The sequence below is a fragment of the Paenibacillus terrae HPL-003 genome (assembly GCF_000235585.1).
GTDB classification, from domain to species: Bacteria; Bacillota; Bacilli; order Paenibacillales; family Paenibacillaceae; genus Paenibacillus; species Paenibacillus terrae_B.
Map to the genome: position 1 here is coordinate 2,732,799 of NC_016641.1, position 26,034 is coordinate 2,758,832.

The 26,034-nt window shown below is 43.5% G+C and carries 28 protein-coding genes and 3 pseudogenes; 22 read left to right on the plus strand and 9 right to left on the minus strand.

Annotated features, from left to right (window positions below; all coding sequences use genetic code 11):
• Nucleotides 1-34: 34 nt before the first annotated feature.
• From HPL003_RS12505 to HPL003_RS12520, 4 genes are all read right to left on the minus strand, one after another.
• Nucleotides 35-415, minus strand: a complete 381-nt coding sequence (locus HPL003_RS12505; protein ID WP_014280019.1) for a DUF3899 domain-containing protein — start codon at nucleotides 413-415, stop codon at nucleotides 35-37.
• Nucleotides 415-2,058, minus strand: coding sequence for a peptide ABC transporter substrate-binding protein (locus HPL003_RS12510; RefSeq protein ID WP_014280020.1), 1,644 nt, complete (start codon nucleotides 2,056-2,058; stop codon nucleotides 415-417). Before HPL003_RS12510 ends, HPL003_RS12505 begins: the two co-directional genes overlap by 1 nt.
• A 197-nt stretch (nucleotides 2,059-2,255) precedes the next feature.
• Entirely contained in the window at nucleotides 2,256-3,206 is a 951-nt protein-coding gene (locus HPL003_RS12515; protein ID WP_014280022.1) for an ABC transporter permease, read from the minus strand.
• 1 nt (nucleotide 3,207) lies between these two features.
• Nucleotides 3,208-4,134: an ABC transporter permease gene (locus tag HPL003_RS12520; protein ID WP_014280023.1), complete on the minus strand. Its 927-nt coding sequence runs from the start codon at nucleotides 4,132-4,134 to the stop codon at nucleotides 3,208-3,210.
• 356 nt (nucleotides 4,135-4,490) lie between these two features.
• Here HPL003_RS12520 and HPL003_RS12525 point away from each other — a divergent pair, with 356 nt between their 5' ends.
• The 5 genes from HPL003_RS12525 (at nucleotide 4,491) to HPL003_RS12545 (ending at nucleotide 8,040) form a co-directional block, all read left to right on the plus strand.
• Nucleotides 4,491-5,258: an amino acid ABC transporter substrate-binding protein gene (locus HPL003_RS12525; RefSeq protein ID WP_014280024.1), complete on the plus strand. Its 768-nt coding sequence runs from the start codon at nucleotides 4,491-4,493 to the stop codon at nucleotides 5,256-5,258.
• A gap of 40 nt (nucleotides 5,259-5,298) precedes the next feature.
• Nucleotides 5,299-5,958, plus strand: a complete 660-nt coding sequence (locus HPL003_RS12530) for an amino acid ABC transporter permease (protein ID WP_014280025.1) — start codon at nucleotides 5,299-5,301, stop codon at nucleotides 5,956-5,958.
• Between the two features lie 15 nt (nucleotides 5,959-5,973).
• Nucleotides 5,974-6,726, plus strand: coding sequence for an amino acid ABC transporter ATP-binding protein (locus HPL003_RS12535; protein ID WP_014280026.1), 753 nt, complete (start codon nucleotides 5,974-5,976; stop codon nucleotides 6,724-6,726).
• A 518-nt stretch (nucleotides 6,727-7,244) separates the two neighbouring features.
• Complete coding sequence (locus HPL003_RS12540) at nucleotides 7,245-7,736, plus strand: hypothetical protein (protein ID WP_014280028.1); 492 nt, start codon at nucleotides 7,245-7,247, stop codon at nucleotides 7,734-7,736.
• Between the two features lie 55 nt (nucleotides 7,737-7,791).
• Nucleotides 7,792-8,040, plus strand: a complete 249-nt coding sequence (locus HPL003_RS12545) for a hypothetical protein (protein ID WP_014280029.1) — start codon at nucleotides 7,792-7,794, stop codon at nucleotides 8,038-8,040.
• A gap of 188 nt (nucleotides 8,041-8,228) precedes the next feature.
• Here HPL003_RS12545 and HPL003_RS12550 read toward each other — a convergent pair whose 3' ends face one another.
• On the minus strand, nucleotides 8,229-8,516 hold the full coding sequence (locus HPL003_RS12550; RefSeq protein WP_014280030.1) for a DUF6809 family protein: 288 nt from the start codon (nucleotides 8,514-8,516) through the stop codon (nucleotides 8,229-8,231).
• A 296-nt stretch (nucleotides 8,517-8,812) separates the two neighbouring features.
• Here HPL003_RS12550 and HPL003_RS12555 point away from each other — a divergent pair, with 296 nt between their 5' ends.
• The 4 genes from HPL003_RS12555 (at nucleotide 8,813) to HPL003_RS12565 (ending at nucleotide 10,582) form a co-directional block, all read left to right on the plus strand.
• Nucleotides 8,813-9,058 (plus strand): helix-turn-helix domain-containing protein, encoded by a 246-nt coding sequence (locus HPL003_RS12555; RefSeq protein WP_010347469.1) that lies wholly within the window; start codon nucleotides 8,813-8,815, stop codon nucleotides 9,056-9,058.
• 335 nt (nucleotides 9,059-9,393) lie between these two features.
• Nucleotides 9,394-9,606 (plus strand): helix-turn-helix domain-containing protein, encoded by a 213-nt coding sequence (locus HPL003_RS27525; protein ID WP_014280031.1) that lies wholly within the window; start codon nucleotides 9,394-9,396, stop codon nucleotides 9,604-9,606.
• Nucleotides 9,607-9,752: 146 nt separating this feature from the next.
• Nucleotides 9,753-10,178 (plus strand): MaoC family dehydratase, encoded by a 426-nt coding sequence (locus HPL003_RS12560; RefSeq protein ID WP_014280032.1) that lies wholly within the window; start codon nucleotides 9,753-9,755, stop codon nucleotides 10,176-10,178.
• Nucleotides 10,179-10,237: 59 nt separating this feature from the next.
• Nucleotides 10,238-10,582, plus strand: a complete 345-nt coding sequence (locus HPL003_RS12565) for an MmcQ/YjbR family DNA-binding protein (RefSeq protein ID WP_014280033.1) — start codon at nucleotides 10,238-10,240, stop codon at nucleotides 10,580-10,582.
• Nucleotides 10,583-10,635: 53 nt separating this feature from the next.
• Here HPL003_RS12565 and HPL003_RS12570 read toward each other — a convergent pair whose 3' ends face one another.
• A complete protein-coding gene (locus HPL003_RS12570) occupies nucleotides 10,636-11,517 on the minus strand; it encodes an AraC family transcriptional regulator (protein ID WP_014280034.1) in 882 nt (293 codons plus the stop codon).
• A gap of 159 nt (nucleotides 11,518-11,676) precedes the next feature.
• Between HPL003_RS12570 and HPL003_RS12575 the strand changes: the two genes are divergently transcribed.
• Nucleotides 11,677-12,588, plus strand: coding sequence for a DMT family transporter (locus tag HPL003_RS12575; protein WP_052310818.1), 912 nt, complete (start codon nucleotides 11,677-11,679; stop codon nucleotides 12,586-12,588).
• Between the two features lie 46 nt (nucleotides 12,589-12,634).
• Nucleotides 12,635-12,967, plus strand: a complete 333-nt coding sequence (gene csaA, locus HPL003_RS12580; RefSeq protein WP_014280037.1) for a chaperone CsaA — start codon at nucleotides 12,635-12,637, stop codon at nucleotides 12,965-12,967.
• Between the two features lie 145 nt (nucleotides 12,968-13,112).
• Here csaA and HPL003_RS12585 read toward each other — a convergent pair.
• A pseudogene (locus tag HPL003_RS12585) lies at nucleotides 13,113-13,865 on the minus strand (DMT family transporter); the annotation flags it as partial.
• A 1-nt stretch (nucleotide 13,866) separates the two neighbouring features.
• On the opposite strand from HPL003_RS12585, the pseudogene HPL003_RS12590 reads away from it, so the two are divergent.
• The 9 genes and pseudogenes from HPL003_RS12590 to iolI form a co-directional block, all read left to right on the plus strand.
• A pseudogene (locus HPL003_RS12590) lies at nucleotides 13,867-14,400 on the plus strand (helix-turn-helix transcriptional regulator); the annotation flags it as partial.
• A gap of 263 nt (nucleotides 14,401-14,663) precedes the next feature.
• Nucleotides 14,664-15,302, plus strand: a complete 639-nt coding sequence (locus tag HPL003_RS12595; protein ID WP_014280040.1) for a glycoside hydrolase family 11 protein — start codon at nucleotides 14,664-14,666, stop codon at nucleotides 15,300-15,302.
• A gap of 511 nt (nucleotides 15,303-15,813) precedes the next feature.
• Nucleotides 15,814-16,214, plus strand: a pseudogene (locus HPL003_RS29725) (formylglycine-generating enzyme family protein).
• 133 nt (nucleotides 16,215-16,347) lie between these two features.
• Nucleotides 16,348-16,854, plus strand: coding sequence for an ATP-binding cassette domain-containing protein (locus tag HPL003_RS12605; protein ID WP_014280041.1), 507 nt, complete (start codon nucleotides 16,348-16,350; stop codon nucleotides 16,852-16,854).
• Between the two features lie 5 nt (nucleotides 16,855-16,859).
• Entirely contained in the window at nucleotides 16,860-16,991 is a 132-nt protein-coding gene (locus HPL003_RS30200; RefSeq protein ID WP_014280042.1) for a hypothetical protein, read from the plus strand.
• A gap of 610 nt (nucleotides 16,992-17,601) precedes the next feature.
• The gene (gene iolE, locus HPL003_RS12610; protein WP_014280043.1) at nucleotides 17,602-18,501 is read left to right on the plus strand and encodes a myo-inosose-2 dehydratase; all 900 of its coding nucleotides are present in this window, start codon (nucleotides 17,602-17,604) and stop codon (nucleotides 18,499-18,501) included.
• A gap of 16 nt (nucleotides 18,502-18,517) precedes the next feature.
• Nucleotides 18,518-19,951 (plus strand): sugar porter family MFS transporter, encoded by a 1,434-nt coding sequence (locus tag HPL003_RS12615; RefSeq protein WP_014280044.1) that lies wholly within the window; start codon nucleotides 18,518-18,520, stop codon nucleotides 19,949-19,951.
• 53 nt (nucleotides 19,952-20,004) lie between these two features.
• Nucleotides 20,005-21,018: a bifunctional inositol 2-dehydrogenase/D-chiro-inositol 1-dehydrogenase gene (gene iolG, locus HPL003_RS12620; protein WP_014280045.1), complete on the plus strand. Its 1,014-nt coding sequence runs from the start codon at nucleotides 20,005-20,007 to the stop codon at nucleotides 21,016-21,018.
• Nucleotides 21,019-21,092: 74 nt separating this feature from the next.
• Complete coding sequence (iolI, locus tag HPL003_RS12625; RefSeq protein WP_014280046.1) at nucleotides 21,093-21,938, plus strand: 2-keto-myo-inositol isomerase; 846 nt, start codon at nucleotides 21,093-21,095, stop codon at nucleotides 21,936-21,938.
• A gap of 196 nt (nucleotides 21,939-22,134) precedes the next feature.
• Here iolI and HPL003_RS12630 read toward each other — a convergent pair whose 3' ends face one another.
• Together HPL003_RS12630 and HPL003_RS12635 are read right to left on the minus strand one after the other, a co-directional pair.
• Entirely contained in the window at nucleotides 22,135-22,524 is a 390-nt protein-coding gene (locus HPL003_RS12630) for a tautomerase family protein (RefSeq protein WP_014280047.1), read from the minus strand.
• Between the two features lie 28 nt (nucleotides 22,525-22,552).
• On the minus strand, nucleotides 22,553-23,302 hold the full coding sequence (locus tag HPL003_RS12635; RefSeq protein ID WP_014280048.1) for a DeoR/GlpR family DNA-binding transcription regulator: 750 nt from the start codon (nucleotides 23,300-23,302) through the stop codon (nucleotides 22,553-22,555).
• A 140-nt stretch (nucleotides 23,303-23,442) separates the two neighbouring features.
• On the opposite strand from HPL003_RS12635, the gene HPL003_RS12640 reads away from it, so the two are divergent.
• Nucleotides 23,443-24,357 carry an AEC family transporter gene (locus HPL003_RS12640; protein WP_014280049.1) on the plus strand — a complete coding sequence of 305 codons (915 nt, stop codon included), beginning with the start codon at nucleotides 23,443-23,445 and terminating at the stop codon, nucleotides 24,355-24,357.
• Nucleotides 24,358-24,546: 189 nt separating this feature from the next.
• Nucleotides 24,547-26,025: a methylmalonate-semialdehyde dehydrogenase gene (gene iolA / locus HPL003_RS12645; RefSeq protein WP_014280050.1), complete on the plus strand. Its 1,479-nt coding sequence runs from the start codon at nucleotides 24,547-24,549 to the stop codon at nucleotides 26,023-26,025.
• Nucleotides 26,026-26,034 lie beyond the last annotated feature (9 nt).

Here is a 26,034-nt window from a genome sequence, read left to right on the forward strand (position 1 = left end):
CTACCAACCGCAAGAAGGCTTTCATACGCCCTAACTAACTTATCCCCATTAAAACCATCGAGCAAAGCACAAGCCCCGTACCGCACCCCGAGGTGTACACCTTGAGATGACGGAACACCGACGTTTTCCAGGCAGTTAGAGACTCATCCGAACGCAAACGTTCGTTTTCCTCCTGTAGTGCCTTGGATTGTCGGATGAACAGCTGCCCGATGTCTACGAATCCCCGCAGGAAAAGGGTGAGAAACCCGCTTTGCAGGACGTGGAAAATCGCGCCGATCACCAAGCCTAGCAAGCCCAACAGGAATAGCAGATTGGCGGTAGCGATATGTTCACGGCCATCCAACAGATGGGGTGAGGCATACAGATAGCCAAAGGTACCGACGATCAGAGCCGTGATCCCGAAACGAAAAAACATTATTTTTCGACCCGTTTAGCAAAACGAAGATCCGGGTTCGAACGGGCGTCAAATACGATGCCTTGAACTTTAGGACTGATTAATGCCGTATCCGCAGAGAACTGGATCGGAATAATTGGCAGGTCTTCCATCAATACGTCCTCAGCCTGATGAAGCTGCTCAAAGCGTTTTGTCGGATCAAGCTCGAAGGTAGAAGATTCGATCAGCTTGTCATACTCCGGGTTGCTCCAGTTGGTAAAGTTATTCGAGTTTTTGGAAGTATAATGTCCCAATACGCCGAGCGGATCAAGGAAGTTTCCTTCCCAGCCCATACGGGCGATCTGGAAGTTCTTTTGTTTGAAGGTATCAATGTATGTTTTCCATTCCTGATTTTCCAGCGTTACTTCAACGCCCAAGTTGGTTTTCAGCATTTCCTGAATCGCTTCGGCTACTTTTTTATGCTTGTCCGAAGTGTTGTACTTGAAGGTGATCGGTGGCAGCTTGGTCAGACCTTCTTCTTTCAAACCTTCAGCCAGCAATTGTTTCGCTTTGGCAGCGTCGAATTCATAGTATTTTTTGGGCGCTTCGTCACGGAAGTCCTTGCCAGACGGTGTTGTTGTTCCGTATGGAACATATCCGTAAGCCGGAGTTTCGCCACCTTTAGTTACGTTGGTCGCCAGGATTTCGCGGTCAATCGCGTAGGCAATGGCCTGTCTGATTTTTTTATTGTCAAAAGGCTTTTGTTTTACGTTAAAAGAATAAGTGTACACACTGAAAGATGGATGCGACAAAAATTCCTTGTTGCTCTTCTCCTGATCCAGTGTATCCACGGGAAGACTCAAAATCAGATCCAGATCACCTGTTTTGTACATTTGATAATAAGTGGTGGAGTCTTGAACCATTTTAAAGTTAATGGTTGCCATCGTAATGGCATCCTTGTTCCAATATTGGTCGTTCTTAGCCAGTGTAATTTGCTCATTATGCTTCCATTCCTTGGCTACATATGCGCCATTGCCGACAATGGTGTTGGCTTCTGCCGCCCATTTGTCGCTTTTCTCAACCACGGATTGGTTTACTGGCAGATACGCGTGACCCACTGCGATCGTTGGGAAGAAGCTCAGCGGTGATTTCAGTTCAACTATAAGGGTTTTATCGTCTTTAGCTGTAACACCCACGTCCTCGATTTTACCTTTGCCTGTGTTGTAGGCTTCGGCTCCTTTGATGTAGTACAGGGCGGAAGGATCGTAGGCAGCCGTTTTCGGATTCAGCACCCGTTTCCAGGAGTATTCAAAATCCTTAGCAGTAACCGGGTCACCATTCGACCATTTGGCACCGTCGCGGATGGTGAAGGTGTATGTTTTGCCGTCAGGAGATACGTCTACTTTGCTGGCAGCGCCCTCTACGATTTTACCAGCTTTGTCGTATGTATACAGTCCTTCGTACAGGTTATCAATAACAAAGTAGGACGTTGTATCCGATGCAAAAGCAGGGTCCAGCGTATAAGGCTCGCCACCTGCCAGGTTGGCTGTAATTTCCTGTGGAACATCTGCTTGCGGTGCAGCGGCTGGATCATTGCTTGCTGCTTTGTCTGTATTGCCAGAGCATCCGGCCAAAGCCGTTACTGCTAAAAGTAAAATGAGAGTCATCCAATGCATTTTTTTCATCGTGGTTTTCCTCCATTAAATTTGTTAGTTATCCAAAAGATAAGGTGCACCGTACAGGGATTTATTCATCCTCCTTTCCGACAGGTATGCCGCGTGTGCGTAGTTCCATAAAGGAGCTGCCGTTGTTTTTGCTGTTGGGCGAGAAATTGCGGATCATGGTAGACATCCCTCCTTGCTCCATTTGTACACCTCTGTTATTAATGTTGTGAACGCGGGTCAAGCGCATCCTGAAGCCCGTCTCCGAGCGTGTTGAACGCCAGCATGGTGAGCGAGATCATCAGTCCGGGGAAGAACAGTCGCCACCATTGCCCGCTTAAAATGACCCCGAGTGAATCGTTAGCCATTGTCCCCCAACTGGCGGAAGGAGATTGAATCCCCAGACCAAGAAAGCTCAGGAACGATTCGGCAAAAATAGCCGACGGAATGGTGAACGTCAGGTTCACGATAATGATCGCCGCTGCATTCGGCAGCAAATGCTTGAAAATAATGCGCGAATGGGAGGTTCCCAAACTACGGGCGGCTAACACATATTCCTGCTGCTTGAGCTGCAAAATCTGCCCTCGGACGACACGGGCCATACCAACCCATCCGGTAATGGATAAGGCAATAATCATCGTGAGTAATCCCGGCTTCATAATGACGAGCAACAAAATGATGACCAGCAAATAAGGGATGCTGTACAAAATCTCAATAATACGCATCAGGATGCTGTCAATCCGGTCGCCCGTTTTGCCACGTCCCGCACAATATCCGGCTATACAGCCGACGAGAATGCCAAGCACCAAATCAATGGCGGCAGCGGCAAAGCCGATCATCAGTGAGATTCTGGCCCCGGCCCAAGTCCGTGCCCATACGTCTCTTCCCAGATCATCCGTGCCAAACCAATGCTCCCCCGAAGGAGGCAGATTCGTCTTCAATAGGGATTGGTCACTGGGTGCATAAGGAACCATGGAAGGTCCGGCAATGGCCAGCGCTATAATAATGATAAGTAAGGAAAGCCCCAACAGAGAGAGCTTGTTGTTAAAAAGTCTGCGAAGCCGACCCCGCCATGGTGATTCTTTGGGTCTGGACAATGTAGGGGCGGGCAGCTGGCTGCGGTCAACGGGACTGAATAGGCTGTCCCTTTCGACAGTGGGTGCTGCTTTCATGTTAATCTCCTTTGCTGACTAATTTGATTCGCGGATCGACAAGACGATAAGAAATATCAATTAAAAATAAGGTGACGACCAGAATGGCACTGTAAAAAATGGTGGTGCCCATAATGACTGGATAATCCCGGTTAAATATACTGTCTACAAAGTATTTACCGATGCCGGGAATGGCGAATATTTTTTCCACAACAAAGGTACCTGTAATGACGGAAGCGAACAGGGGTCCAATGAAGGACAGCACGGGAATCAGCGCATTGCGCAACCCGTGACGGATGACTACTGCCCAAGAGGACAGCCCCTTCGCCTTGGCGGTGCGTATGTATTCCTGATGCATCACTTCCAGCATGCTTGTCCGCATGAAGCGGGCGATGACGGCGAGAGGTGAAACGGCGAGAGCCAGCGATGGAAGCACCGTATGCTGCCAGGTTCCCCATGAGGCGACCGGGAGCAGATGCCATTTGACGGCGACATATTTGATTAAAAGCGGTGCCAAAATGAAGCTGGGCACGGAAATACCGACAATGGCAATAAACATCGAAATATAATCCAATGGTCGATTATGATGTAAAGCTGCCAGCGTTCCGAGCGCAATACCCGCAATAATCGCAACTACGATGGATTGAATGCCGAGCATTGCAGAAGGTGGAAAACCTCTGGCAATGAGCATGTTTACGTCCGTCGTTTTCGATTGAATAGATGGGCCCATATCCAGCACCAGCAAATTTTTCAGATATAACACATACTGCACTGCAAGCGGTTTGTCCAGATTGTATCTGGCGCGCATGTTTTGCAGAACCGCTTCCGGAATCGTTTTAGAATCGTTCGAGAATGGGTCCCCCGGAATGATGTGCATGATGATGAACGTTAAAGTGACGATAATCCACAACGTAACAAGCATCGTAAAAAGACGTTTTAAAATGTACATGGGGCTTTATTTCTCCTGTCTATGCTGAAAATAATGGTTATTCGTAGGTTAATCGCTATTTTCAGGTCAGCTGCGCTGCTAGTTTTCATCTTTATTTAAAATAAACAAATGTATATAAGAATACTAGGAAATAATAAAACGGATAAGATGACATGTCAAGGTAAGGTTTTACATTATAGAATATGGTCAAATTTTCGTCACAGTTTTTCCATTTTTATAAGGCTAAGATTCCGCTCCTTCCTCTCGACGAGTATCTTAGGGTATGGTATGATGATACTCTGATAACGTGTTAACGAACTAAAGCGTTTGCCGCCTGTCCTTTGGATAGGGCGGTTACCATTGCTGGAGGGAATAAGATGAGAAAAACAGCCATGTTTACAATGATGATTGGATTGATTATGATCGTTTTGGCCGGATGTTCCGGCGGCAAGGATAACAGCAAGCTGATTATCGGAATTGATGATAAATTTGCACCGATGGGTTTTAGAGATGAAAATAATGAGCTGACCGGCTTTGATATTGATTATGCCAAGGCGGCTGCGGAACAGATGGGCAAGCAAGTGGAATTTCAGCCCATTGACTGGTCTGCCAAAGAATCCGAGCTGAACAGCGGCCGTATTGATCTGATTTGGAACGGCTATACGATTACGGATGAGCGTAAGGAAAAAGTGCTGTTTACGAAGCCGTACCTTAAAAATAGTCAGGTGATCGCGCTACCTGCCAAATCCAAGCTCTCGAAGCTGGACGAACTGGCGGGCAAAAACGTGGGTCTTCAGACGTTGTCCTCGGCAGCAGATGCACTGGATGCGAACCCGATCAAGAGTAAGCTGAAACAGGTGTCTGAGTATCCCGATAATGTTCTTGCGTTGACTGATCTGAAAACCGGACGTTTGGATGCGGTTGTCATTGACGAAGTGGTAGCCAAATACTATATGTCCAAAGAGCCAGGAACCTATAAGCTGCTTGGTGAATCGCTGGCCCCTGAGGAGTACGGCATCGGCGTGAAAAAAGGGAACGAAGAGCTGCTGACGCAATTGCAATCTGCTTTGGATGAGCTGCACAAGAACGGCAAAGCTGCTGAAATTTCGAAAAAGTGGTTTGGTGAAGATAAAGTTTTGAATTAATACGTAGCGTATTGAACTAAGGGTTTAGGAGTCGAAGGTTATGAGTATGGATTATATTTTACGAATTATGAAGCCTATGCTCGAAGGGGCGCAGATGACGGTTATTTTATTTTTTATCACGCTCATCTTGTCCATTCCGCTGGGATTTATCGTTACATTGCTGGCGAAAAGCCGGATTAAGCCGATTGCCTGGCTGATGCATACGTACATTTATGTCATCCGGGGGACACCGCTTCTGCTGCAATTATTGTTCTTTTGTTTTGGTTTGCCGATGTTGCCTGTGATCGGGGAGTATCTGGTTCTGGACCGGACAACGGCAGCAGTGCTGGCATTTGTACTGAATTATGCAGCTTATTTTGCTGAAATTTTCCGAGGCGGAATGTTGTCGATTGATAAAGGGCAATACGAAGCTTCACAAGTGCTGGGCTTAAGCAAGACGCAGACGCTGATTAGAGTTATTGTGCCGCAAATGGTACGGATTGCTTTGCCTGCGGTCACGAATGAGGCGACAACACTGGTGAAAGATACGGCGTTGCTATATGCGGTAGCTGTACCGGAACTGCTGCATTTTGCGAATACGGCTGTGAACCGTGATTTTTCGATTGTGCCTTATTTTGTAGCAGCTATGATCTATTTGTTGTTGGCTTTGGTGCTGACGCTATTCTTTAGAGCGCTGGAAAAACGTTTTAAATTCGAGTAAAAGGAATGTCGGGATATGAACACTAACGCAATAGAAGTAACCGATTTGAAAAAATCGTTCGGTAAGCTCGACGTTCTGAAAAGAGTGAGCTTTAACGTCAAGGCGGGTGAGGTCGTTGCGGTCATCGGTCCTTCAGGCTCGGGGAAAAGCACGATGCTCCGCAGTCTGGTTCATCTGGAAGATGTGACGGGCGGGACGATCCGCATCCATGATAAAGCATTGGTGGAAAATGGTCAGTACGCCCCGGCAGGCGACATTAAGGGCATTACCACCGGGATGGGCATGGTGTTCCAGCATTTTAATCTGTTCCCTCACTTGACGGTGCAGGATAATCTGGAGCTGGCTCCAAAGCTGGTGAAAAAAACGAGCAAGGCCGAACTGCGCCGTCAAAGCGCTGAACTGCTGGCTAAAGTCGGCTTGGCGGATAAAGCGGATGCGTATCCATCCCGCCTGTCGGGCGGGCAGAAGCAGCGTGTGGCGATTGCCCGGGCAATGATGATGAACCCCGACATTCTATTGTTCGACGAGCCGACCTCGGCCCTAGATCCCGAGCTGACGGGCGAGGTACTGCGGGTTATTAAAAAGCTGGCTGAGGAGCATATGACGATGGTCATCGTGACCCATGAAATGAATTTTGCGAGAGATGTGGCGGATCGTGTCATCTTTATGGACAATGGAGAGATTGCGGAGTCCGGCACGCCAGAGCAGATTTTCGGCAATCCACAGTTGGAGCGGACGAAGGTGTTTTTGAATCGGGTGGGGGATTAAAAATAGTTACTGGTGGGGTGTGTGTCGGGGAGGCGCTGCGCGTGCAGATTGTTCTTCCGATCGCTGTTGCAACGGCGAACGCTACGCTTCTTTAGAACAATTCTGCCCGCTCCGCTGACCGACCACCTGTACAGGTAACTATTTTTAAGCAGGAAGTATGGGCAGGAGTAAGGGCGTGCTGCAAACTGTGCTCAAGACTCCCATTCTTATGCTGACCCCACCGTGTCCAAGGAACAAACTGGCCCAATTCCGAGCGGAAGAAGCGAAGTACAAGGATTCGTACAAACCAAAGCACTTCAAGGCAAAAGATTATTTCTGCCGATTGAAGTGCTTTTTCTTTTGAAGTATATCTGGAACAAGTATACAAACACTCAACCAAGTTAGCGATTCAAGCAATTTGTGCATAATCACTGGGTCTTTTTCACTATTTTTGTTAGGTTACATCATTCACCTTACTTCGACAAAAGAAAAAACATATATTAATAGGTGAAAATACAAAAAAGTGGAGGTAAAATAAAATGAGTAGTCAACTGGTAAAAAAAATTGCCTTGAGTTCTGTAACTACAGCATTAATATTTTCAGTCGTGTCCCCCTTCTCTGCATTTGCTGATAGCACATCTGTAGGTTCTGCTACATATAGTGAATCTTCTAATCAATCAGGTATTATTCCCTTAGCACCTAACGAATCTGATGTAAATCTTAACGGAGATGTCACAACACAAGGCAAGGTTTCGTGGTCCATCAAAGCCATTAAAGCAGCTCTGAAAGCAAGCGCAAGCAAAATTGATAATGCAATAAGAACGGCTATTGACTGGTTACCTGTGAGTCAAAGCGTTAAAAATAACCTTACGAATGTCGTGAAAGTTGATGCCATTATCAAGGCTTTGGATGTGGTGACCGATTTTAGTGGAAGTGTGGAAGATGCACTTTCACAAGCTATTCAGTATTTAGGAGTACCAGCCTGGATTGCTGATATTTTAGCCAGAGCTGTAAGTGCTATATTTCTCTAAACTTGAAAGCTAGGTTTTAGAATGAATATTGCATCAAGATATTAACGGAGGATTTATGAAAAGAAAATGGTATTTACGTCCCATGGTGGTAATTGTTTTAATTGTCATAGCACCACCAATCGGTTATTTGAATGTGTTTTTAAATAGAGGGAAATTTGAACTCAATGAAAGATTGGGCTATTTAGCAGTTGCGACTATTTTTGCCGCACTGTGGCTAACTAAATTTTTACCTCATGTTTGGCGTATTCCAGCAATTATAGTAGTTGCTCTTTGCGGAATCTATCTATTAGGAAAGAGCAAATAACGAGTAATAGGATAATCGTAAGTTGATCTTTAAAAAGGGGCAGCAGGACCACCTGGATGCTCCTTTTTTGTGTATAAACCAAGAACCAGCCAGCGTTCTTGGTGCTCCGCTCTTTGCAGTCCTCCTACCACCCCATTCCCTGAAACAGGCGATGACGGTTGGTCAGCGCAGCGCGTCCCCTACATCATCTATCTATTACCATCGATAAATTCTTTCTCCCCGCTAAATACTTCAATCATCGTCATTGCCCCCGTTCGATACCCGTGGATGAATGCTGCTGCGGAGTGCAGGGAAGTTGACTCGCTCAATAAATCAAACAGGACTTCAATTTGCTCAAAATCGACTTCTGATAATTTATTTTTCAACATCTTCATAAGATGACTAATCTTTTGATTCACTTTTTGAGACGCAGGGTCGGTTGACTTTATTTGCTCACTGGGACGCCATTCCCCATAATATATCTCCTCCAAAATCATTTTTATCATGCCTCCTATGAATACTGATTATTTATTAAGTTGAGCTAAAGATGTACATACGGCGCCACTCCGCGGTCGGATGGTGCTTCCCATCGCTGTTGTGTCCAGATTTCTTAATCAAGCTAAGAAGGTTGAAATCCGGACACAAAGGCGAACGCTATCGCTTGTACAGCACCATTCCGCCCACTTCGTTCTTATTCTACTTGTTGTACTCTTTAAATAAATTTTATGCGAAAAACGCATAAAAATCAATATGCAGTTTTCGCATATCGTAAACTTTACTTGGGTGATGAGCAATGTATAAGAGAATTCGCGATTTACGTGAGGACAAAGACTTAACACAACAGAGCATGGCCGACTTCTTAAATATCTCACAAACGACCTACTCTCGATATGAAAATGGGAGTTTGGACGTTCCAAGTGTTGTCTTAATCAAATTAGCAGATTTCCACAAGGTGAGTATCGACTTTATTCTAGGTCAGACAGATAACTCTGAACGTTGTACAGGTAAAAAGAATAGCATGCAAAATAAAGCTCTTTGATGACCGCAGGAGCTTTATTTCATATTTGTTATACACTTTGTTGGAAAATATTTAACTTTAATAAAATGAATTTAGGAGAATCTGTCTGTTCCCATTGAGAGTTTTTGCATATGAATTGATTTATTGGGTGAATCAATCTTCCTGCACTCCGCAACAACGTTCGCCAACGGGTATTTGGGATTCCATTTACCATATTACATATTTTTCATCACGCTTCTCTATGGAAACTGATTTGTTTATATGAGTTAAAGACAAATAAATAATTTTATGCGAAAAACGCATAAAAATCAATATGCAGTTTTCGCATGTTGTAAACTTTGTTTGGGTGATGAGCAGTGTATAAGAGAATTCGTAGTTTACGTGAGGACAAAGACTTAACACAACAAAGTATGGCCGACTTCTTACAAATCTCACAAACAACCTATTCCCGATATGAAAATGGGAACCTGGACGTGCCAAGCGTTGTTTTGATCAAATTGGCGGATTTCCACAAGGTGAGTATCGACTTTATTCTTGGTCAGACAGATAATCCTAAACGTTACAGGTAAAAAGGCATAACATGCAAAGTAAGCTCCCGTGATGATTCACAGGAGCTTTATTGCTGGAATTATTCATAATACGAACAGGCAGATTAGCTTAACAAATGATATGCTTTAAAAAAGCAAACCATTCGACCAAGAGGAGAGGTATATTAATGCGGTACCATGAATTTTATATCGGACAACGATTTAAAACCAAGTCTTTAACATTAACAAAAGAGGATATTACCAGATTTGCAACGGAGTTTGACCCACAATATATGCATTTGGATGAAGATAAAGCAACGCAGGGAAGATTTAATGGAATCATAGCATCAGGAATTCAAACGCTGGCAGTTTCATTCAAGCTTTGGGTTGAAACGGGTAGTTATGGGGATGATGTCATTGCTGGAACTGCTATGAACAATATCAGATTTATAAGACCCGTGTATCCGGGAGATGAATTACATACCATTGTGGAGGTAACTGCACTTAGAGAGAAACAGAATGAAACAGGAATAGTTACTGTTATGCTGACGACTTTCAATGACAAGGATGAAAAAGTATTTAAAGGTGAATTGTCCGCTTTAGTTAATAAATAATACGATGCGTTTTGAGCGCTAAAGGTTGCTCTTAAAAATAGATTTATGGAGGAAGTTAGATGACTAAAGAGGAAATAATAAATTACTGTCTGACTTATCCCGACGTTTATAAAGACTATCCCTTTGACGAAAAATGGACTGTAATACGTCATAAGGATAATAAAAAAATATTTGCGATGATTTACAAGCATGATGGCCACCTTTGCATCAACCTCAAATGCGAGCCGAGCCGAGCCGATTTCCTGCGCAGCATATTTAAAGAAGTTAAGCCGGGATATCATATGAATAAAGTGCATTGGAATACCGTTATTTTAGATGGTGACATGCAAGATGATGATCTTTTTGATATGATGCAACATAGCTTTCAACTGACGAAACCGAAGAAGAAGAAAGCAAGGACATAATCCATTCCTTTTGAGTTGTTGTGTTCGACTTGTTCTGTTCTTTAGTATATTTTTTATATAGTAAATTTTCGAAATTCTCTAGGGGTTTTTTTATGATGTTTTTTAAATGACTGAATGAAGTGATTTGCATCATTAAAGCCCACTCTGTGGGCTATTTCGGTTACTGTATAATCTGTTGAGATTAATAATTCAACGCTTTTCTTGATGCGGTATTTAATCAAGTAATCATAAGGCGTCTTATGAATGGTTCTCTTAAAACTACGAGTACACTCTGAAACACTTAGATGTGCTACATCAGCAATTTCTTGCAATGTTATATTGTTTGTGTAGTTTTGGTGGATAAAGCTAAGCATCAGTTGTAGTCTTTCCTGCTGCAGTTTCATATATTTAGGTGCTTCCTCGGCAGAAATCGAAATATTAGATATTAAAATTAACCATAATTGAACAGTTTTGATGGAAACCTCATATTCCCACCCCCAGTTTTTTTTCATATCAAATTTCTTTTGCATATCCCAAAGCATTTCTAGTACTTGACTTTGCCATTCAACATCTCCCTTTATTACTAATGACACTAAGGAAGAGTTTGTATAAGGTAGTACATAATTTTTTTCCATGGCACTATCTGCATAGAAGGCTAGCAGCTTTTCAGGAAAATTAAAACTGACATATTGACCGTTATGTGTCAGGTGCGTAGTAACATGAAGGACGCCCTTATTAATTAAAATGGCCTGACCGGTTCCTAATTCATGATCAATCCCATTAACTTGTATAACTAGTTTTCCTTTAGTAACCAAAGTGATTTGTAGTTCTTCGTGCCAGTGTAAATCATTAAATCCTCTACCTTCAGGGATACTTCTATGAATAGTATGGGTGTACATGATGTATGGAAATGAAACATCGGGATATAAAATGGTCTCGTGCAATTGTTTTTCCATTTATGCGAAGCCCCTTCCTTTGTGACGATATTTCTATATAAATTAAAGATATAGTTACACAAATAAAATAATGATGGTGATATTATTATATCAGATCTTCGGCTTATCATTACAATCCTGTGCACAGACGATTGGGTAAGACATCTTGGAGGCGTACATGTGAAAATAAATCAATCGTCGTTACTGTCTCATCCGTATATTTTGCTTTTCATCAGCATACTGTCTGTTTCTATCTCATCCATCATGATAAAATCCTCAGATACTCCAACCGCTGTGGCTGGAATGTACAGATTGTATATATCAGTAATCATTATGCTTCCTTTTGTACCTTGGAAAACTCTCCGATCCTCAGAGATGAACAAAAAAGATTGGAGTACCGTTCTTTTAGCTGGTCTATTTCTCGGGTTACACTTCTTGTTTTGGATGGAGTCTTTAGTATATACCTCAGTTGCGAGCTCCATGGTCATCTTATCATTGCAACCTTTATTTGTAATGATTGGCTCATACTTTATGTTCAGAGAACGAGCAAATATATTAACCATTCTTTGTTTGATTGCCGCTCTTATCGGTTCAACCATTATAGCTTGGGGAGACATCGGGGTTTCGCGGGAGGCGTTAATAGGAGATGGATTATCTTTATTAGGAACAATTTTCGTTTCAGCATATATGTTGGCAGGACAGAAAGTAAGTCGCAAAATTGACGCAAATTTATACAGTGTTATTGTCTTTTTTATTGGTGGGAGCGTCATGTTAGTCTACAGTTTGTTAAATAATATCACTTTGATAGAATATGAGTCTTCGGATTGGACATATTTCTTTTTACTTGCAGTAATCCCAACTATTTTTGGACAATATATTTTTAATCTGTTGTTAAAATCTATAGGAGCAACTACTGTTTCTGTAGGTATTATTGGAGAGCCTGTTCTCGCCATCATTCTCGCCTACGTATTTTTAGGTGAAACAATCTCTATATCTCAATTCACAGGTGGAATGATGACTTTATTCGGTATGGGCATGTATTTTTGGGCAAAATCTTTAAACTATGCAGTTGTTAAAAATAAAATGTACTGATTATTTGCGAAATTTAAAAAAGCAGTAGGAGAGGGCGGATACTAAAATGGCAACGATTGATGATTTTTTGCAGCTCGATATTCGGGTTGGAACAATAATTAAAGCTGAGTTTTTTGCAGAAGCAAAAGTACCTGCTATTAAACTTGAAATTGATTTTGGGCAAGATATCGGAATTAAAACATCGAGTGCCCAAATCACAAAAAGGTATACGGCTGAAGAAATTATAGGTGAACAAATAATAGGTATAGTCAACTTTCCTCTTCGACGTATAGCAGGCTTTAAATCAGAGGTATTAGTCCTTGGAGGAATACCCGAGAAAGGGGATGTAGTTCTATTGAAACCAGATATTATACTACCCGATGGAACACCTATTGGGTGAGTTTAATTAGTGTAAATATCTGTAAGATAAAGTGTTGAACTTACGAGAAACGATGACTTAATAAACATGAAGAGACGGCAGCCGATAAAGTGGCTGCCGTTTTCTCAACTAACGGGCAATTTGCCGTAATACCCCCCCAGTAAAATTAGCTGACTCCGAGCGGCTTTTCATCTTTTTTCGATGGGTTATTTGAAGAAGACTTTTTATTGAATGCCAATAATAAAATAAGTGCGATGATACATATTACACCCATCCATTGGAAAAATTCAAAAGGCTCTTTTAACCAAAATACAGTTGTTAAAACAGCAGCTAGTGGTTCCAAACTACCTAAAAGGCTTGTTTCTTTTGGTGAAAGGCTTTGTAAACTTTCTATATAGAACCAAAATGCTATCATGGTGCCGAATATGATAACGAATGCTAGATATAAATAGGTTTCTAGTGTCAAGTTTTTAAAGTCTATCTGCCAGGGTGGATGGATAAAGCTTAATCCGAAACCGCCGATGATCATAGCCCAACCCACAATGACGAGGGAATCGTATTGCTTCAAAAGAGGAATTGCGTACAAGGTATAAAAAGCCAGCGCTATTCCTGATAAAAGACCCCACACGATTGCGATTTTTGGCACAGATAGTTGAGAAATGGAGCCGTTTGTTAATAAGAAAAAACAACCCACTAAAGCAAGGAAAATAGCTGACAAATCCTTTCGTGTTAAGACCATGTGTTTCCGCAGAATTAAATAGATGATAATCATTATAGGGGCTAAATACTGTAATAGTGTTGCCACGGCAGCATTACCAGTTTTGATCGATGCCATATACGTATATTGAACCGAAAGCATACCAACCAAACCGAAGACAATGAGCTGAAAAGCTCTCCTTCTATTTTTCCATACACCCCAAGCGACTAATTTACCTTATTTATACATAGATTTTAATGAGCCTTGGGGGAAAAACATTTTAGATGCTATTTTGAAAATTAATCAATGTATTCAACAAAAATCACCATACTTTGAAATCGATATTACCATGCATTTAACATTGATTTGGAAAAACTTAATCATTAATGGCTTTCAATTAGAATACGACCAGATGGAAATGGTAAAGAGTCAGCGGATCAAGCAAATGTTAAATTGGATCTATTTACATTACGCTGAAAAAGTCACATTAGATGATATTGCAAGAGCTGGACAATTGAGCCGTTCTGAATGCTGCCGATATTTCAAGCGTTTTTTAAAGATAACCCCGTTGAATTATGTGGTGGATTATCGAATTCAAAAAAGTGTAGTCTTATTGCAACAAGCAGAATCTAACGTTACAGAAGTTGCCTATAAGGTTGGATTTAACAGTACGAGCTATTTTATAGAAAGATTCAGAAAGACGATGAACATGACACCTTTAGCCTATAGAAAATTAAAAATGGATGATTTCTATTAGGGATTTCCCATTATATACCATTAATTCTCCCGATTCTATCACTAGAAAAAAATTTTTCTATAAAATTCAAAGAAAGCTAAACATAATAGAGTTAAAGCTTTAATTTGCTAGGTTTTTATGTAAACGCTATCATTTTATAATTTACTCAGAAAGGAGGTAAAAGTTAAAAAACAGGATGTGACACGGATAAGAGATGTGCTGTAAAGAGAATCAACCAACAAGCAGGTGTATGGGACAAACACAAAAATTTTAGGAGGTAGAGTATGTTTAAGTTTAGTAAGAAAATGATGACGGTAGTTCTTGCAGCTTCCATGAGTTTTGGGTTGTTTGCAACAACCTCAAGTGCAGCGACAGACTATTGGCAAAATTGGACCGATGGCGGCGGGACAGTCAATGCTGTCAATGGATCAGGCGGTAATTACAGCGTGACATGGCAAAATACCGGGAATTTTGTTGTCGGCAAAGGCTGGACTACTGGATCGCCAAACAGAACGATTAACTACAATGCCGGTGTCTGGGCGCCGTCCGGTAATGGATATTTGGCTCTCTACGGGTGGACGAGAAACGCACTCATCGAATATTACGTCGTTGATAGCTGGGGTACTTATCGACCTACCGGAACGTATAAAGGTACGGTGACCAGTGATGGGGGCACATATGACATCTACACAACAATGCGATACGACGCACCTTCCATTGAAGGCCAAAAAACGACGTTTATTCAGTACTGGAGTGTTCGACAGTCGAAGAGACCGACCGGGGGCAACTCCACGATCACTTTCAGCAACCACGTGAAAGCATGGGCGAGCAAAGGAATGAATCTGGGGAATAGCTGGTCTTACCAGGTGTTAGCAACAGAGGGGTATCAGAGTAGTGGGAGCTCTGACGTAACGGTGTGGTAACCACTCAACTGCAAGCTGTTCGACGAACAGGCACGGTTGGGACTGCCTCACGGGATAAACGGGTTTTGAAAGCTGTCTGATAGGATTTACACGAATTGATCCATAGAGGAAACACCGATCTCTAAGCATTGTAGACAGGCCGATGGCCGTTCTCCTCCAGTCTATCCGTCAGTGCGGATGCGTTGCAGGCCGTTAACCTGCTAGACGAACGACCTTCGACGCTGCTGGAGGCGAATTGCGGGCCGTATGGCCTATCATTTTTCCTATCAACTTAAAGGTGATATATCAATGGGAAAGCTATTAATGTTCCTTTTAATAGCAACAATGGTTGTGATCAGCGCTTGTTCGCAAGATCAGCCCGAAAAAAGGATGACCTTGTATTGGTGGAAAGTGGGACTTTTCAGAACAACAAGTCCAACAACTCTGGAAAAAGCGTGAATCTATCGAATTTTTATATCGGCAAATATGAGGTAACTAAAAAGGAGCTAATGGTTACCGTTTGCCCACAGAAGTGGAGTGGGAATATGCTGCAGGCGGAGGTCAGGCGAGCAAGGGCTATACATACAGCGGAAGTAATAATGCCGACGAGGTCGCATGGTATTGGAAAAATGCCGGAGACAAGTACTTATCTGGGGACTGGAACTGGCCTATCATAGAGAGCAACAATAATAAAACAAAATCGATCGGTACCCGAAAACCAACGAGTTAGGAATATACGATATGTCTGGCAACGTAAGGGAATGGTGCTGGGACTGGTACGGAGACTTGGATAGTCAAAGCGGTTCCTTCCGGGTTGTGAAGGGCGGCGGTTGGATCGGCAACGTCACAAACAACGAAATATCTTTCCGAGGCAAGTTCGATGCGAATGGCTTTGGTCCCGATCAAGGGTTTCGTATAGCTCGTAGAGAATAGTCGATGTCAGACGGAATGATTTCTTACTTTTATCTTGCCCGAACCCATAGCGAATAGGGATGGAGCATTTACTACGGATGCAACTGGACAACGGTGCTATTCGACTATGTTGAGATGGATTGAGGGAGAGCACATGGATAGAGGAGCATTGACAGAGGAGGCACTCCGAGATGGTCACCTTGAGAATCCCCCGAAGGGCAGCAACGGACGCGGCTGCCGCAACGTGACCATCACCGTAGGGAAAGGGGAAGCCTTTGGCTTCCTCGGTCCCAATGGAGCCGGGAAAAGCACGTTTGTGAAAATGCTGGTCGGACTTATCCATCCGACGGCCGGAGAAGCGACCCTGATAGGTGCACCCATCGGTACGCTCGAAGCGAAACGGCAAATCGGGTATCTCCCCGAGCTGTACCGGTATCAGGAATGGCTTACCGATGATGAGGTCGTCCGGTTGCATGGGCGATTATGCGGTATGGACAAGCAGGTGATCAACAAGAGAGTTCCTGAGCTATTGCACATGGTAGGTGTGGGGCAGCAGGGGAAAACGATTTTCTTAAACTCTCATCTGCTTGAGGATGTGGAAGTATTATGCGACAGAATGGCACTCTTGAATAACGGACAAGTTCTCCGCCATGGCGGGTAGCCGAAGTGCTTCAGAAGCGAGTCTGCTGGCGTTTTAAAGTCGGCGGATTTACAGGAGAGACGGGCATTGATGATACCGTCTGGCTTGAAGCGGAGCTGGAGAGCGAAGAACAGGCAGGCTGGAAATGGTGGCCATAATATCCTGCAAAGGTGTGAAAGTTTCAAAACTCATGCGGATATAGCCTATCTCCTGCCTGTTCCATCTAATCTAAAGCATATATAAGATTGTTGAATTATTAAGGATGTCACTTGGAAAGTTTCATATTCCAGTAGCATCCTCTTTTTTTTGTAATGCACAATTGACCCAACTATAACTGTTGTGACTCTTTGTTACGGAGGAGATCCGTGATTTGGCCGCAGGCCGAATTCCACAACTCATGAGTTTAATCTTCAAAGTCTATGAATTACCACAAAAGTGGTAATTCAGGTTCTGTTTTTATATGTTTTTTCAGATACTGTTGCGTATATATACATTAATGTTGATGAGAATTAACGAAAAATGATAACACATAACCAAAATATGATCATTAATTTATCGATCGAAACAATAAACCATAAATAAATGAGCTAGTTTACATAGAAATTAAAAAAAATAAGAAAATAAAAGAAAAAACATTGACTGAAAGCGCTTTTAATATTACTATATAATCACACAATGATCAAAAGTTGATCATTATATTATCATTCCAATGGAGGAAATGGATTCCTGGGCAATGCCTCATTTATTTTTATCTGAAGGAGAGTGCTTATGAGACATCAAGATATCATGTGGGGGATTGCACCCATAGGTTGGCGCAATGATGACATCCCAGAGATAGGGGCAGGAAACACGCTTCAGCATTTACTTAGCGATATCGCTGTAGCCGGGTTTCAGGGAACGGAAGTTGGCGGTTTTTTTCCTGAAGCGAGCGTATTGAATAAGGAACTTCAGCTACGCAAGCTGAAGATTGCCGCTCAATGGTTCAGTAGTTTTATTATTCGTGACGGTATTGAAGATGTGATTGGGCTTTTCCGTAAGCAATGCACTTACCTGAATACAGTTCAAGCGAGCGCGATCGTTGTATCTGAGCAAACTTATAGTGTTCAGGGTTTAGAGAAAAATGTGTTTGCCGATAAGCCGTATTTCTCGGATCAGGAATGGGATAGATTGTGTCAGGGACTGAATCTTTTGGGTGAAGTTGCCGAGGAGTATGGCTTAAAGCTAGTGTATCATCACCATATGGGTACAGGTGTTCAGACCGGTAGCGAGATCGAGAGGCTTATGGCAGGCACTGATCCGCAGCATGTACATTTGCTGTATGATACAGGTCATATCTTCGTCTCGGATGGGGATTATATGACCATATTGAACCGGCATATTGACCGTATCAGACATGTGCATTTCAAGGATGTCAGACTTCAGGTGATGAATGAATGCAAACATGCAGGAAAATCCTTTTTGCAATCCTTCCTTATCGGAATGTTCACAGTACCTGGAGATGGTTGTATTGATTTTACCCAGGTGTACGGCAAGTTGGTAGCTGAAGGATACACAGGTTGGATTGTCGTTGAAGCCGAACAGGATCCGAGCATTGCTAATCCTCTTGAATACGCTTTAATTGCCCGTAAATATATCGACGAAAAACTCCTTGATCAAAATTTGAATTAGGAAAGAGGTGGCCTTTATGCAAATGGAAGCAGCTAAGAATTCTTTTCTGACCAAAGTTATTCTGATTTCAACGCTGGGAGGATTGCTGTTCGGTTATGACACAGGTGTCATTAACGGTGCACTTCCTTTTATGTCTGGCAAAGACCAGCTTAATCTTACCTCCTTTACAGGGGGGCTTGTTGCCAGTTCGTTGCTGTTCGGTGCCGCTCTGGGAGCCGTTTTTGGAGGGCGCTTGTCCGACTACAATGGACGTAGAAAGAATATCATGTTGTTGTCCGTGGTGTTCTTCGTTTCAACGATTGGTTGTGCGCTCGCACCGAATGTGACAATTATGATCATATCGCGCTTTTTGCTGGGCTTGGCCGTTGGTGGCGCTTCCGTAACGGTCCCGTCTTATTTGGCCGAGGTCGCCCCGGCGGATCGACGCGGAGGCATTGTAACTATGAATGAACTGATGATTGTAAGTGGTCAACTGTTTGCTTTTGTCATCAATGCGATCTTGGGTACAGCATTCGGTGATACCAGCCATGTATGGAGATATATGCTTGCTATTGCGGCCCTACCTGCGCTATTCCTGTTCATCGGAATGTTTCGGGTGCCTGAAAGTCCACGTTGGCTTGTAAGCAAGAAGAGAAACGACGAGGCTCTTACTGTGCTTTCCAAAATTTTCAGTAAAGAGAAAGCTACGGAAGAGCTTGCACAGATCCAGGCAACAGTCAACCAGGAGCAAGAGATAAAAAAAGCAGGATTCAAGGATTTGGCGACTCCATGGGTTCGTCGTATAATGTTCCTTGGAATAGGGATTGCTGTTGTTCAACAGATTACAGGTGTAAATTCGATCATGTACTATGGAACTCAGATCCTGAAAGACGCAGGTTTTACAACAAATGCTGCTTTGATTGGTAATATTGCAAACGGTGTCATTTCAGTTCTGGCTACTTTTGTAGGCATCTGGTTACTAGGCAAAGTTGGGCGTCGTCCGATGCTGATCACCGGCCTGACTGGAACAACTGCCGCACTGCTGTTGATTGCAATCTTTTCGTCTACAATGCATGGATCAACCGCACTGCCTTACGTCGTTTTGGCTCTGACCGTTACATTTCTTGCCTTTCAGCAGGGAGCAATTTCACCTGTAACTTGGCTCATGCTATCAGAAATTTTTCCACTTCGCTTGCGTGGTCTCGGGATGGGATTGACGGTCTTCTTCCTTTGGATTGTTAACTTTGTCATCGGGTTATTGTTCCCGGTACTTCTTGGAAGCTTGGGGTTGTCCACAACTTTTTATGTTTTCGTTATATTGGGCGTTTTGGCGATCGTGTTCGTAAAAATGTTCTTGCCGGAAACCAAAGGTTTGTCTCTGGAACAATTAGAGCAAAATTTTCGTAACCACGGAAAGAATACTGGAGGTTTGCAGGAAAGTTATAGCCCAAAAGCAGCATCTACCGATTAAGATTTAAATTGAAAGCGCTATATTTAATTTAGAATATCAGGAGGAATCATAATATGACTTTGAAAATTGGTGTTATCGGAACAGGTGCAATCGGTCGAGAGCATATTCGCAGAATTACAAATAACTTGTCAGGAGCCACAATTGTCGCCGTAACTGACGTTAATGCAGAAGCAGCCAAGGCGGCTGTGGATAATTACAAGCTGAACGCACAGGTATTTCCTGATGACAAAACATTGATTGAGTCCGGCGGCGTTGATGCCATTTTGGTAACTAGCTGGGGTCCTGCTCATCAGCAAAGTGTTATGGCAGGTATCGAAGCAGGCAAATACGTATTCTGTGAAAAGCCGCTCGCAACTACGGCTCAAGGATGTATGGAAATTGTTCAGGCTGAAGTCAGACATGGAAAAAAGCTTGTTCAAGTTGGCTTCATGCGCCGTTATGATCAAGGCTACCAGCAACTTAAACAAGCGATCGACTCCAAGTTCATTGGTGAGCCTCTGATGATTCGCTGCGCGCACCGCAATCCGGAAGTCGATGACAAATATACAACGGATATGGCGATTACAGACACGCTCGTTCATGAGATTGATGTGTTGCACTGGCTGGTGAATGATGATTATAAATCAGTGCAAGTCGCTTATCCGAAAAAAACAAGACACGCTTCCAGCCATCTGCGCGATCCGCAAGTCGTTACGCTTGAAACTCAGGGAGGTATCCTGATCAACGCAGAAATTTTCGTTAACTGTAAATACGGCTACGATATTCAATGCGAAGTTATCGGTGAGGAAGGCGTTGTCAAACTGCCTGAGGTGCCTAGCATCACATTCCGTAAAGAAGCTCAGCTCGGAACACATATTTTGATGGACTGGAAGCAGCGCTTCCTTGATGCATATGACCGTGAATTGCAAGATTTTATTGATTCTATCCGCCTGTCAGGCGAGCCACAAGGTCCTACTTCATGGGACGGTTACATTGCGGCTGTTACGGCAGACGCATGTGTCAGAGCGCAGGAATCCGGCCGTCAGGAATCTGTTGAACTGGGAGAGAAACCGACCTTATACAAATAAGGAAGCAAAAATCGACGTTCATGTTTAACGAGCCACAGAAAATCATACAAAAATGATGGAGATGAGAATGAACGATGAAACTATGTTTTAATCAAGCAACAACCCTGAACAACTCGAACCTCGTTAAAGATCTGGAATATTGTGAAAAGTATGGATATGACTACATCGAAATTCGGACTATGGACAAGTTGCCAGAGTATTTGAAGGATCATTCTATTGACGATCTGGTACAATATTTTCAGTCCAATCATATCAAGCCACTGGCATTCAATGCCTTGGTGTTCTTCAACAATAGGGATGAGGCCGAATATCAGGCACTTTTGGATGAATATCGCCAAATGCTGGACACCGGCTCACGGTTGGGTGTGGAATATATTGTTGTAGTCCCCCTTGTGACCGAGAAAAAAATTACTCATGCTGATATCAAGGCAAGCTCGGTCAAGGTGCTGAGAGAATTATCGGACCTGGCGAAGCCCTATGGTATTAAAATTGCTGTAGAATTCGTCGGACATCCGCAGTGTACGGTTAACACCTTCGGTCAGGCTTACGACATTGTTGAGGAAGTGGCACGTGACAATGTTGGCCTTGTGCTAGACTGTTTCCACTTTCATGCAATGGGATCGAAGCGTGAAGACCTGTTGCGGTCCGATGTCTCTAAAATTTTCATCGTGCATATTGACGATACCGAAGATTTTCCGATCGGCTTCCTGACCGACGAAGATCGCGTATGGCCGGGGCTTGGAGCCATTGATCTTGACTTTATTTTTGCTACTCTTAAGGAAAAAGGTTATGATCACGTCGTTTCGGTCGAACTGTTCCGTCCAGAATACTATGAACTGGATGCGGAAGAAGCAATACGAACAGCCAAGGAAACAACGTTGCAGGTTGTCTCCAGACACTATAACTTTCAACTGTCATGAATTGAATATTAAACTTGATGCATTCATCTAATAGCATCAAATATTCGGAGGCTGCCTGTCTTAACAGGTGGCCTCCGAATTTTGCTGCGATGAAGGGTCCAAAAAACGGAATGGACTAGCTCTGACGAAAACAGTATGGCCTCCGTCCGAGGGACGAAGGCCATACACCAAATAATGACTTATGAATCTATAAAGTCTATAGTTCCCCGGTTAAAAATTGTGCTCGTCCATATCCGAAGCTCCAGTCACCAGTACCGTTCTCGACGATGGATATCATCACATCGCTAGGGGCAATACCGCATTCCCTCTCCAGACGCTCGACCAGAAGTTTGTACAGCAACTCCTTTTGTTCCGGTGTTCGCTCTTTGCTCACGACATTAATGATAACGACCTGAGGTGTACGCTCAAAGCCCAAACCTGTATCTTCGATAATCATCTCGTGTGGAGCGTGCTGATGTACAATCTGATACCGGTCTCTGACAGGAACGTCAAAGGCTTCAACCATTGCAAGGTGAGCGGCATCCAGAAGTTTTTTCAGTTCCTCGGGGCTACGTCCTTCGATTACATCAAACCGCAATAATGGCATATTGTTTTCCTCCTATAATGGGTGGGATTTAAGTTGTTTTGACTTCAATATTATGTGTTGCGCAAAAAGCCTGGAACTGATTTGTAAGTGGATTAGAAGTGACAATTATGTCTACATCCTCAAGGGATGCATAGGTCAGTAATGTTGATTTACCAAACTTGCTCGAGTCTGCGAGCAAAATCAATTTTTCCGCCTTTTGGGCAATAATCTTCTTAATCTCGAACTCCAGTAAATCCGAGTTGGTAAGTCCGTGAGTTATGCTGACTCCTGTTGCCGCCATAAACGCTTTGTTCACATTATATTTGTCCAGCATGCGAGGCTCGTCAACACCCACAAACGATTTGGTTTTTTGTTTGAATGTATTGCCGATGACCAGTAGATTGACTAAGGGGAGTTCAGCAGCCCCGTTAATGATATCGAGACTGTTTGTCAGGATCGTGAAAGAAATGTCAGTGGGGAAGTATTTGGCCATATGGCAAGTCGTTGTGCCTGAATCTATAAAGATCAGGTCATTTTCCTCAATGCAAGAAGCGGCCAAATGCGAAATGCTATCTTTTTCAAACGAATGCTTGCTTCCCCGGTTTTCAAACGGAATAGGATCTGTGGTAGAGGCAACTCCTCCATACACTTTTTCAATAGAACCTTTGCGAACAATCTGGCTTATATCCCTCCTTATCGTATTTTTGGAAACATCGAATTTTTGGCACAGCTCATCCAGGGTGACATTTTTATGAGAGTGAACGTACTCTTCGATATCTTGTAAGCGTCTGGCTTTCATGGCACTCTCCTGTTTAATAAGTTGATATAAATAATATAAAATAATACCAACATATAATCAACACATTATTAATAATAGACAAAAACATTACAATCAACTTATGATAATTACGTTGTAACTTATGGAGGGGAGCTGCCACAATGCTGGAGATTTTGATTCATGAAAATATGATCTTGTTGACTTATATGGTGATTGGATTTCTTGCTTTCAGGTTAAAATTGCTGCATACATCCCACATGGAGGGGTTGTCCAGGGTGCTGCTAGGCATTTCACTGCCAAGCGCCATTCTGTACAGCCTTCAAATTCCCTTATCTAGAGAATTGTTACGTGATATCGGTATCACTTTAATCGTCGCTGTGGCTATATTGTTCTCAACCCTCGCTATCGGCCGCCTGTCAGCGAGGCTGCTCGGAGTAAAGACGGGGGAGCGAGAAGTATGGGTGGGCTGCTGCATATTCTCTAGCATCTTGTTTATTGGAATGCCAATTGTGGAGGCGATGTACGGAGAGCGAGGGCTGGCCATACTCGTGACCTACAATGCGGTATACAATGTTGCACTGTTCAGCATGGGGGTGCGCATTTTCTCGGCGGGTAAGGCCAGTACAGTGTCGCTTGCAGGATTGCTGCGTAATCCAGCGATTATAGCGACCGCTGCTGGCTTTGGCATGTTTCTTCTGAACGTTAGGCTGCCCGCTCCTTTGCTTGATGCAAGCAAGTCGCTTGGTGGATTGACGGTGCCGATTGCAATGATCATAACAGGCTCAATGATCGCTGGCAGTAAGCTGGGTTCACTGCTACGCAACAAGCGAGTGTATCTCTTCAGTCTGGTGCGCCAGGTGGTAGTTCCTGTGGTGCTGCTGGTGATGTTCAAGTCAATAATGGAGGGAGGAGTACTGCTAGGCATCGCCTTCTTGGTCAGCGCCATGCCTTCCGGTGCCTCCAATTCCGCATTTGCTGAAACGTATGGAGGTAGAGGTGGCGAAGCTTCACAATATGTTGTGATGTCAACTTTAATTTCCATTTTCACCATACCACTGTTGTTCTTGTTGGTGTAAAATGTTTGTCAATAGACATACAACGAATCAAAAAAATGATCACATTTAGTTTTTTAATTAGGTTGACGGTTACTTTTTTATCGGATATCATAAAAACATAACCAAGATATAATCAAAAAGTGATTTAAGGTAATGAAGTGGTTCTATGATTCTTATTATTCATATTCAACATGAGAGAGGAGTTTGACGATGTCTACAACAACAAACACAACGGTAAGAAGATTAAAGAACTATATTGGCGGTAAATGGGTAGAAAGCCAGGCGACCAAATATGAAGGCGTTTACAACCCGGCGACCAAAGAATTGATCTGTGAAGTTCCATTGTCAACGAAAGAAGATGTGGAGTATGCGGTGCAAGTTGCGAAGGAAGCGTTCGAGAAATGGAAAAAAGTCGCAGTCCCAAGACGCGCACGGGTTCTGTTCAACTACCAGCAGCTTCTTCTGAAGCACAAAGACGAACTGGCTCGCCTGATTACGATTGAGAACGGCAAAAGCCTTAATGAAGCACTCGGCGAGGTGCAGCGCGGCATTGAGAACGTCGAGTTCGCCGCAGGAGCGCCTTCCCTGATGATGGGGGATTCACTGGCAACCATTGCAACGGATGTCGAGGCAACCAACTATCGCTATCCAATCGGAATCGTAGGCGGAATCGCACCGTTCAACTTCCCAATGATGGTGCCATGCTGGATGTTTCCGATGGCGATCTCGCTGGGCAATGCATTTATTTTGAAGCCTTCCGAGCGTACTCCGCTCCTTACCGAGAGAATTGTTGAACTGTTCACTGAAGCGGGATTACCTGCCGGTGTGTTCAACATTGTATACGGAGCTCATGATGTCGTAAACGGCATTCTGGAGAATCCCGAAATTAAAGCGATTTCATTTGTTGGCTCCAAGCCGGTCGGCGAGTATGTGTACAAAAAAGGCAGCGAGCACCTGAAACGGGTGCAGGCGCTGACAGGAGCGAAGAACCATACGATTGTCCTGAATGATGCCAACCTGGAAGATACAGTAACGAACGTTGTGAGTGCTGCCTTCGGTTCCGCCGGAGAACGCTGTATGGCCTGTGCGGTTGTCACTGTGGAAGAGGGAATCGCTGATGAGTTTATTGCTTTGCTCAAGGAAAAAACGCAAAACGTGCAAATGGGTAACGGTCTGGATGACGGTGTATTCCTCGGTCCGGTCATCCGTGAAGAGAACAAAGAGCGCACCATCCGTTACATTGAGAAAGGCGTCGAAGAAGGAGCACAACTGCTGATTGACGGTCGTGACCGCTTACTTGAGGATGGCTATTTCGTTGGACCAACTATTTTTGAAGGCGTAACAACCGATATGGCGATCTGGAAAGAAGAAATTTTCGCTCCGGTATTGTCTGTAATCCGGGTGAAGAACCTGAAGGAAGCTGTGGAAATCGCGAATCAATCGGAATTTGCCAATGGAGCATGCCTTTTCACAACGAACGCTCACTCCATTCGCTACTTCCGTGAAAATATTGATGCAGGGATGCTGGGTATAAACCTTGGCGTACCGGCTCCGATGGCATTCTTCCCGTTCTCGGGCTGGAAATCTTCCTTCTATGGCACACTTCATGCCAACGGTAAAGACAGCGTAGACTTCTACACTCGAAAAAAAGTCGTAACTGCACGTTATACAGAACCTGAATTTGAGTAATACTGGAGG

Coding starts and splice junctions, on each gene's coding strand:
- HPL003_RS12605 (WP_014280041.1), top strand. CDS start 16,348: ATGGATAGAGGAGCATTGACAGAGGAGGCACTCCGAGATGGTCACCTT.
- HPL003_RS12510 (WP_014280020.1), bottom strand. CDS start 2,058: ATGAAAAAAATGCATTGGATGACTCTCATTTTACTTTTAGCAGTAACG.
- HPL003_RS12565 (WP_014280033.1), top strand. CDS start 10,238: ATGACTAAAGAGGAAATAATAAATTACTGTCTGACTTATCCCGACGTT.
- HPL003_RS12615 (WP_014280044.1), top strand. CDS start 18,518: ATGCAAATGGAAGCAGCTAAGAATTCTTTTCTGACCAAAGTTATTCTG.
- HPL003_RS12525 (WP_014280024.1), top strand. CDS start 4,491: ATGAGAAAAACAGCCATGTTTACAATGATGATTGGATTGATTATGATC.
- HPL003_RS12630 (WP_014280047.1), bottom strand. CDS start 22,524: ATGCCATTATTGCGGTTTGATGTAATCGAAGGACGTAGCCCCGAGGAA.
- HPL003_RS12540 (WP_014280028.1), top strand. CDS start 7,245: ATGAGTAGTCAACTGGTAAAAAAAATTGCCTTGAGTTCTGTAACTACA.
- iolA (WP_014280050.1), top strand. CDS start 24,547: ATGTCTACAACAACAAACACAACGGTAAGAAGATTAAAGAACTATATT.
- HPL003_RS12505 (WP_014280019.1), bottom strand. CDS start 415: ATGTTTTTTCGTTTCGGGATCACGGCTCTGATCGTCGGTACCTTTGGC.
- iolE (WP_014280043.1), top strand. CDS start 17,602: ATGAGACATCAAGATATCATGTGGGGGATTGCACCCATAGGTTGGCGC.
- HPL003_RS12640 (WP_014280049.1), top strand. CDS start 23,443: ATGCTGGAGATTTTGATTCATGAAAATATGATCTTGTTGACTTATATG.
- csaA (WP_014280037.1), top strand. CDS start 12,635: ATGGCAACGATTGATGATTTTTTGCAGCTCGATATTCGGGTTGGAACA.
- HPL003_RS12535 (WP_014280026.1), top strand. CDS start 5,974: ATGAACACTAACGCAATAGAAGTAACCGATTTGAAAAAATCGTTCGGT.
- HPL003_RS12520 (WP_014280023.1), bottom strand. CDS start 4,134: ATGTACATTTTAAAACGTCTTTTTACGATGCTTGTTACGTTGTGGATT.
- iolI (WP_014280046.1), top strand. CDS start 21,093: ATGAAACTATGTTTTAATCAAGCAACAACCCTGAACAACTCGAACCTC.
- iolG (WP_014280045.1), top strand. CDS start 20,005: ATGACTTTGAAAATTGGTGTTATCGGAACAGGTGCAATCGGTCGAGAG.
- HPL003_RS12515 (WP_014280022.1), bottom strand. CDS start 3,206: ATGAAAGCAGCACCCACTGTCGAAAGGGACAGCCTATTCAGTCCCGTT.
- HPL003_RS12545 (WP_014280029.1), top strand. CDS start 7,792: ATGAAAAGAAAATGGTATTTACGTCCCATGGTGGTAATTGTTTTAATT.
- HPL003_RS12560 (WP_014280032.1), top strand. CDS start 9,753: ATGCGGTACCATGAATTTTATATCGGACAACGATTTAAAACCAAGTCT.
- HPL003_RS12570 (WP_014280034.1), bottom strand. CDS start 11,517: ATGGAAAAACAATTGCACGAGACCATTTTATATCCCGATGTTTCATTT.
- HPL003_RS12635 (WP_014280048.1), bottom strand. CDS start 23,302: ATGAAAGCCAGACGCTTACAAGATATCGAAGAGTACGTTCACTCTCAT.
- HPL003_RS12595 (WP_014280040.1), top strand. CDS start 14,664: ATGTTTAAGTTTAGTAAGAAAATGATGACGGTAGTTCTTGCAGCTTCC.
- HPL003_RS12555 (WP_010347469.1), top strand. CDS start 8,813: ATGTATAAGAGAATTCGCGATTTACGTGAGGACAAAGACTTAACACAA.
- HPL003_RS12530 (WP_014280025.1), top strand. CDS start 5,299: ATGAGTATGGATTATATTTTACGAATTATGAAGCCTATGCTCGAAGGG.
- HPL003_RS12550 (WP_014280030.1), bottom strand. CDS start 8,516: ATGATTTTGGAGGAGATATATTATGGGGAATGGCGTCCCAGTGAGCAA.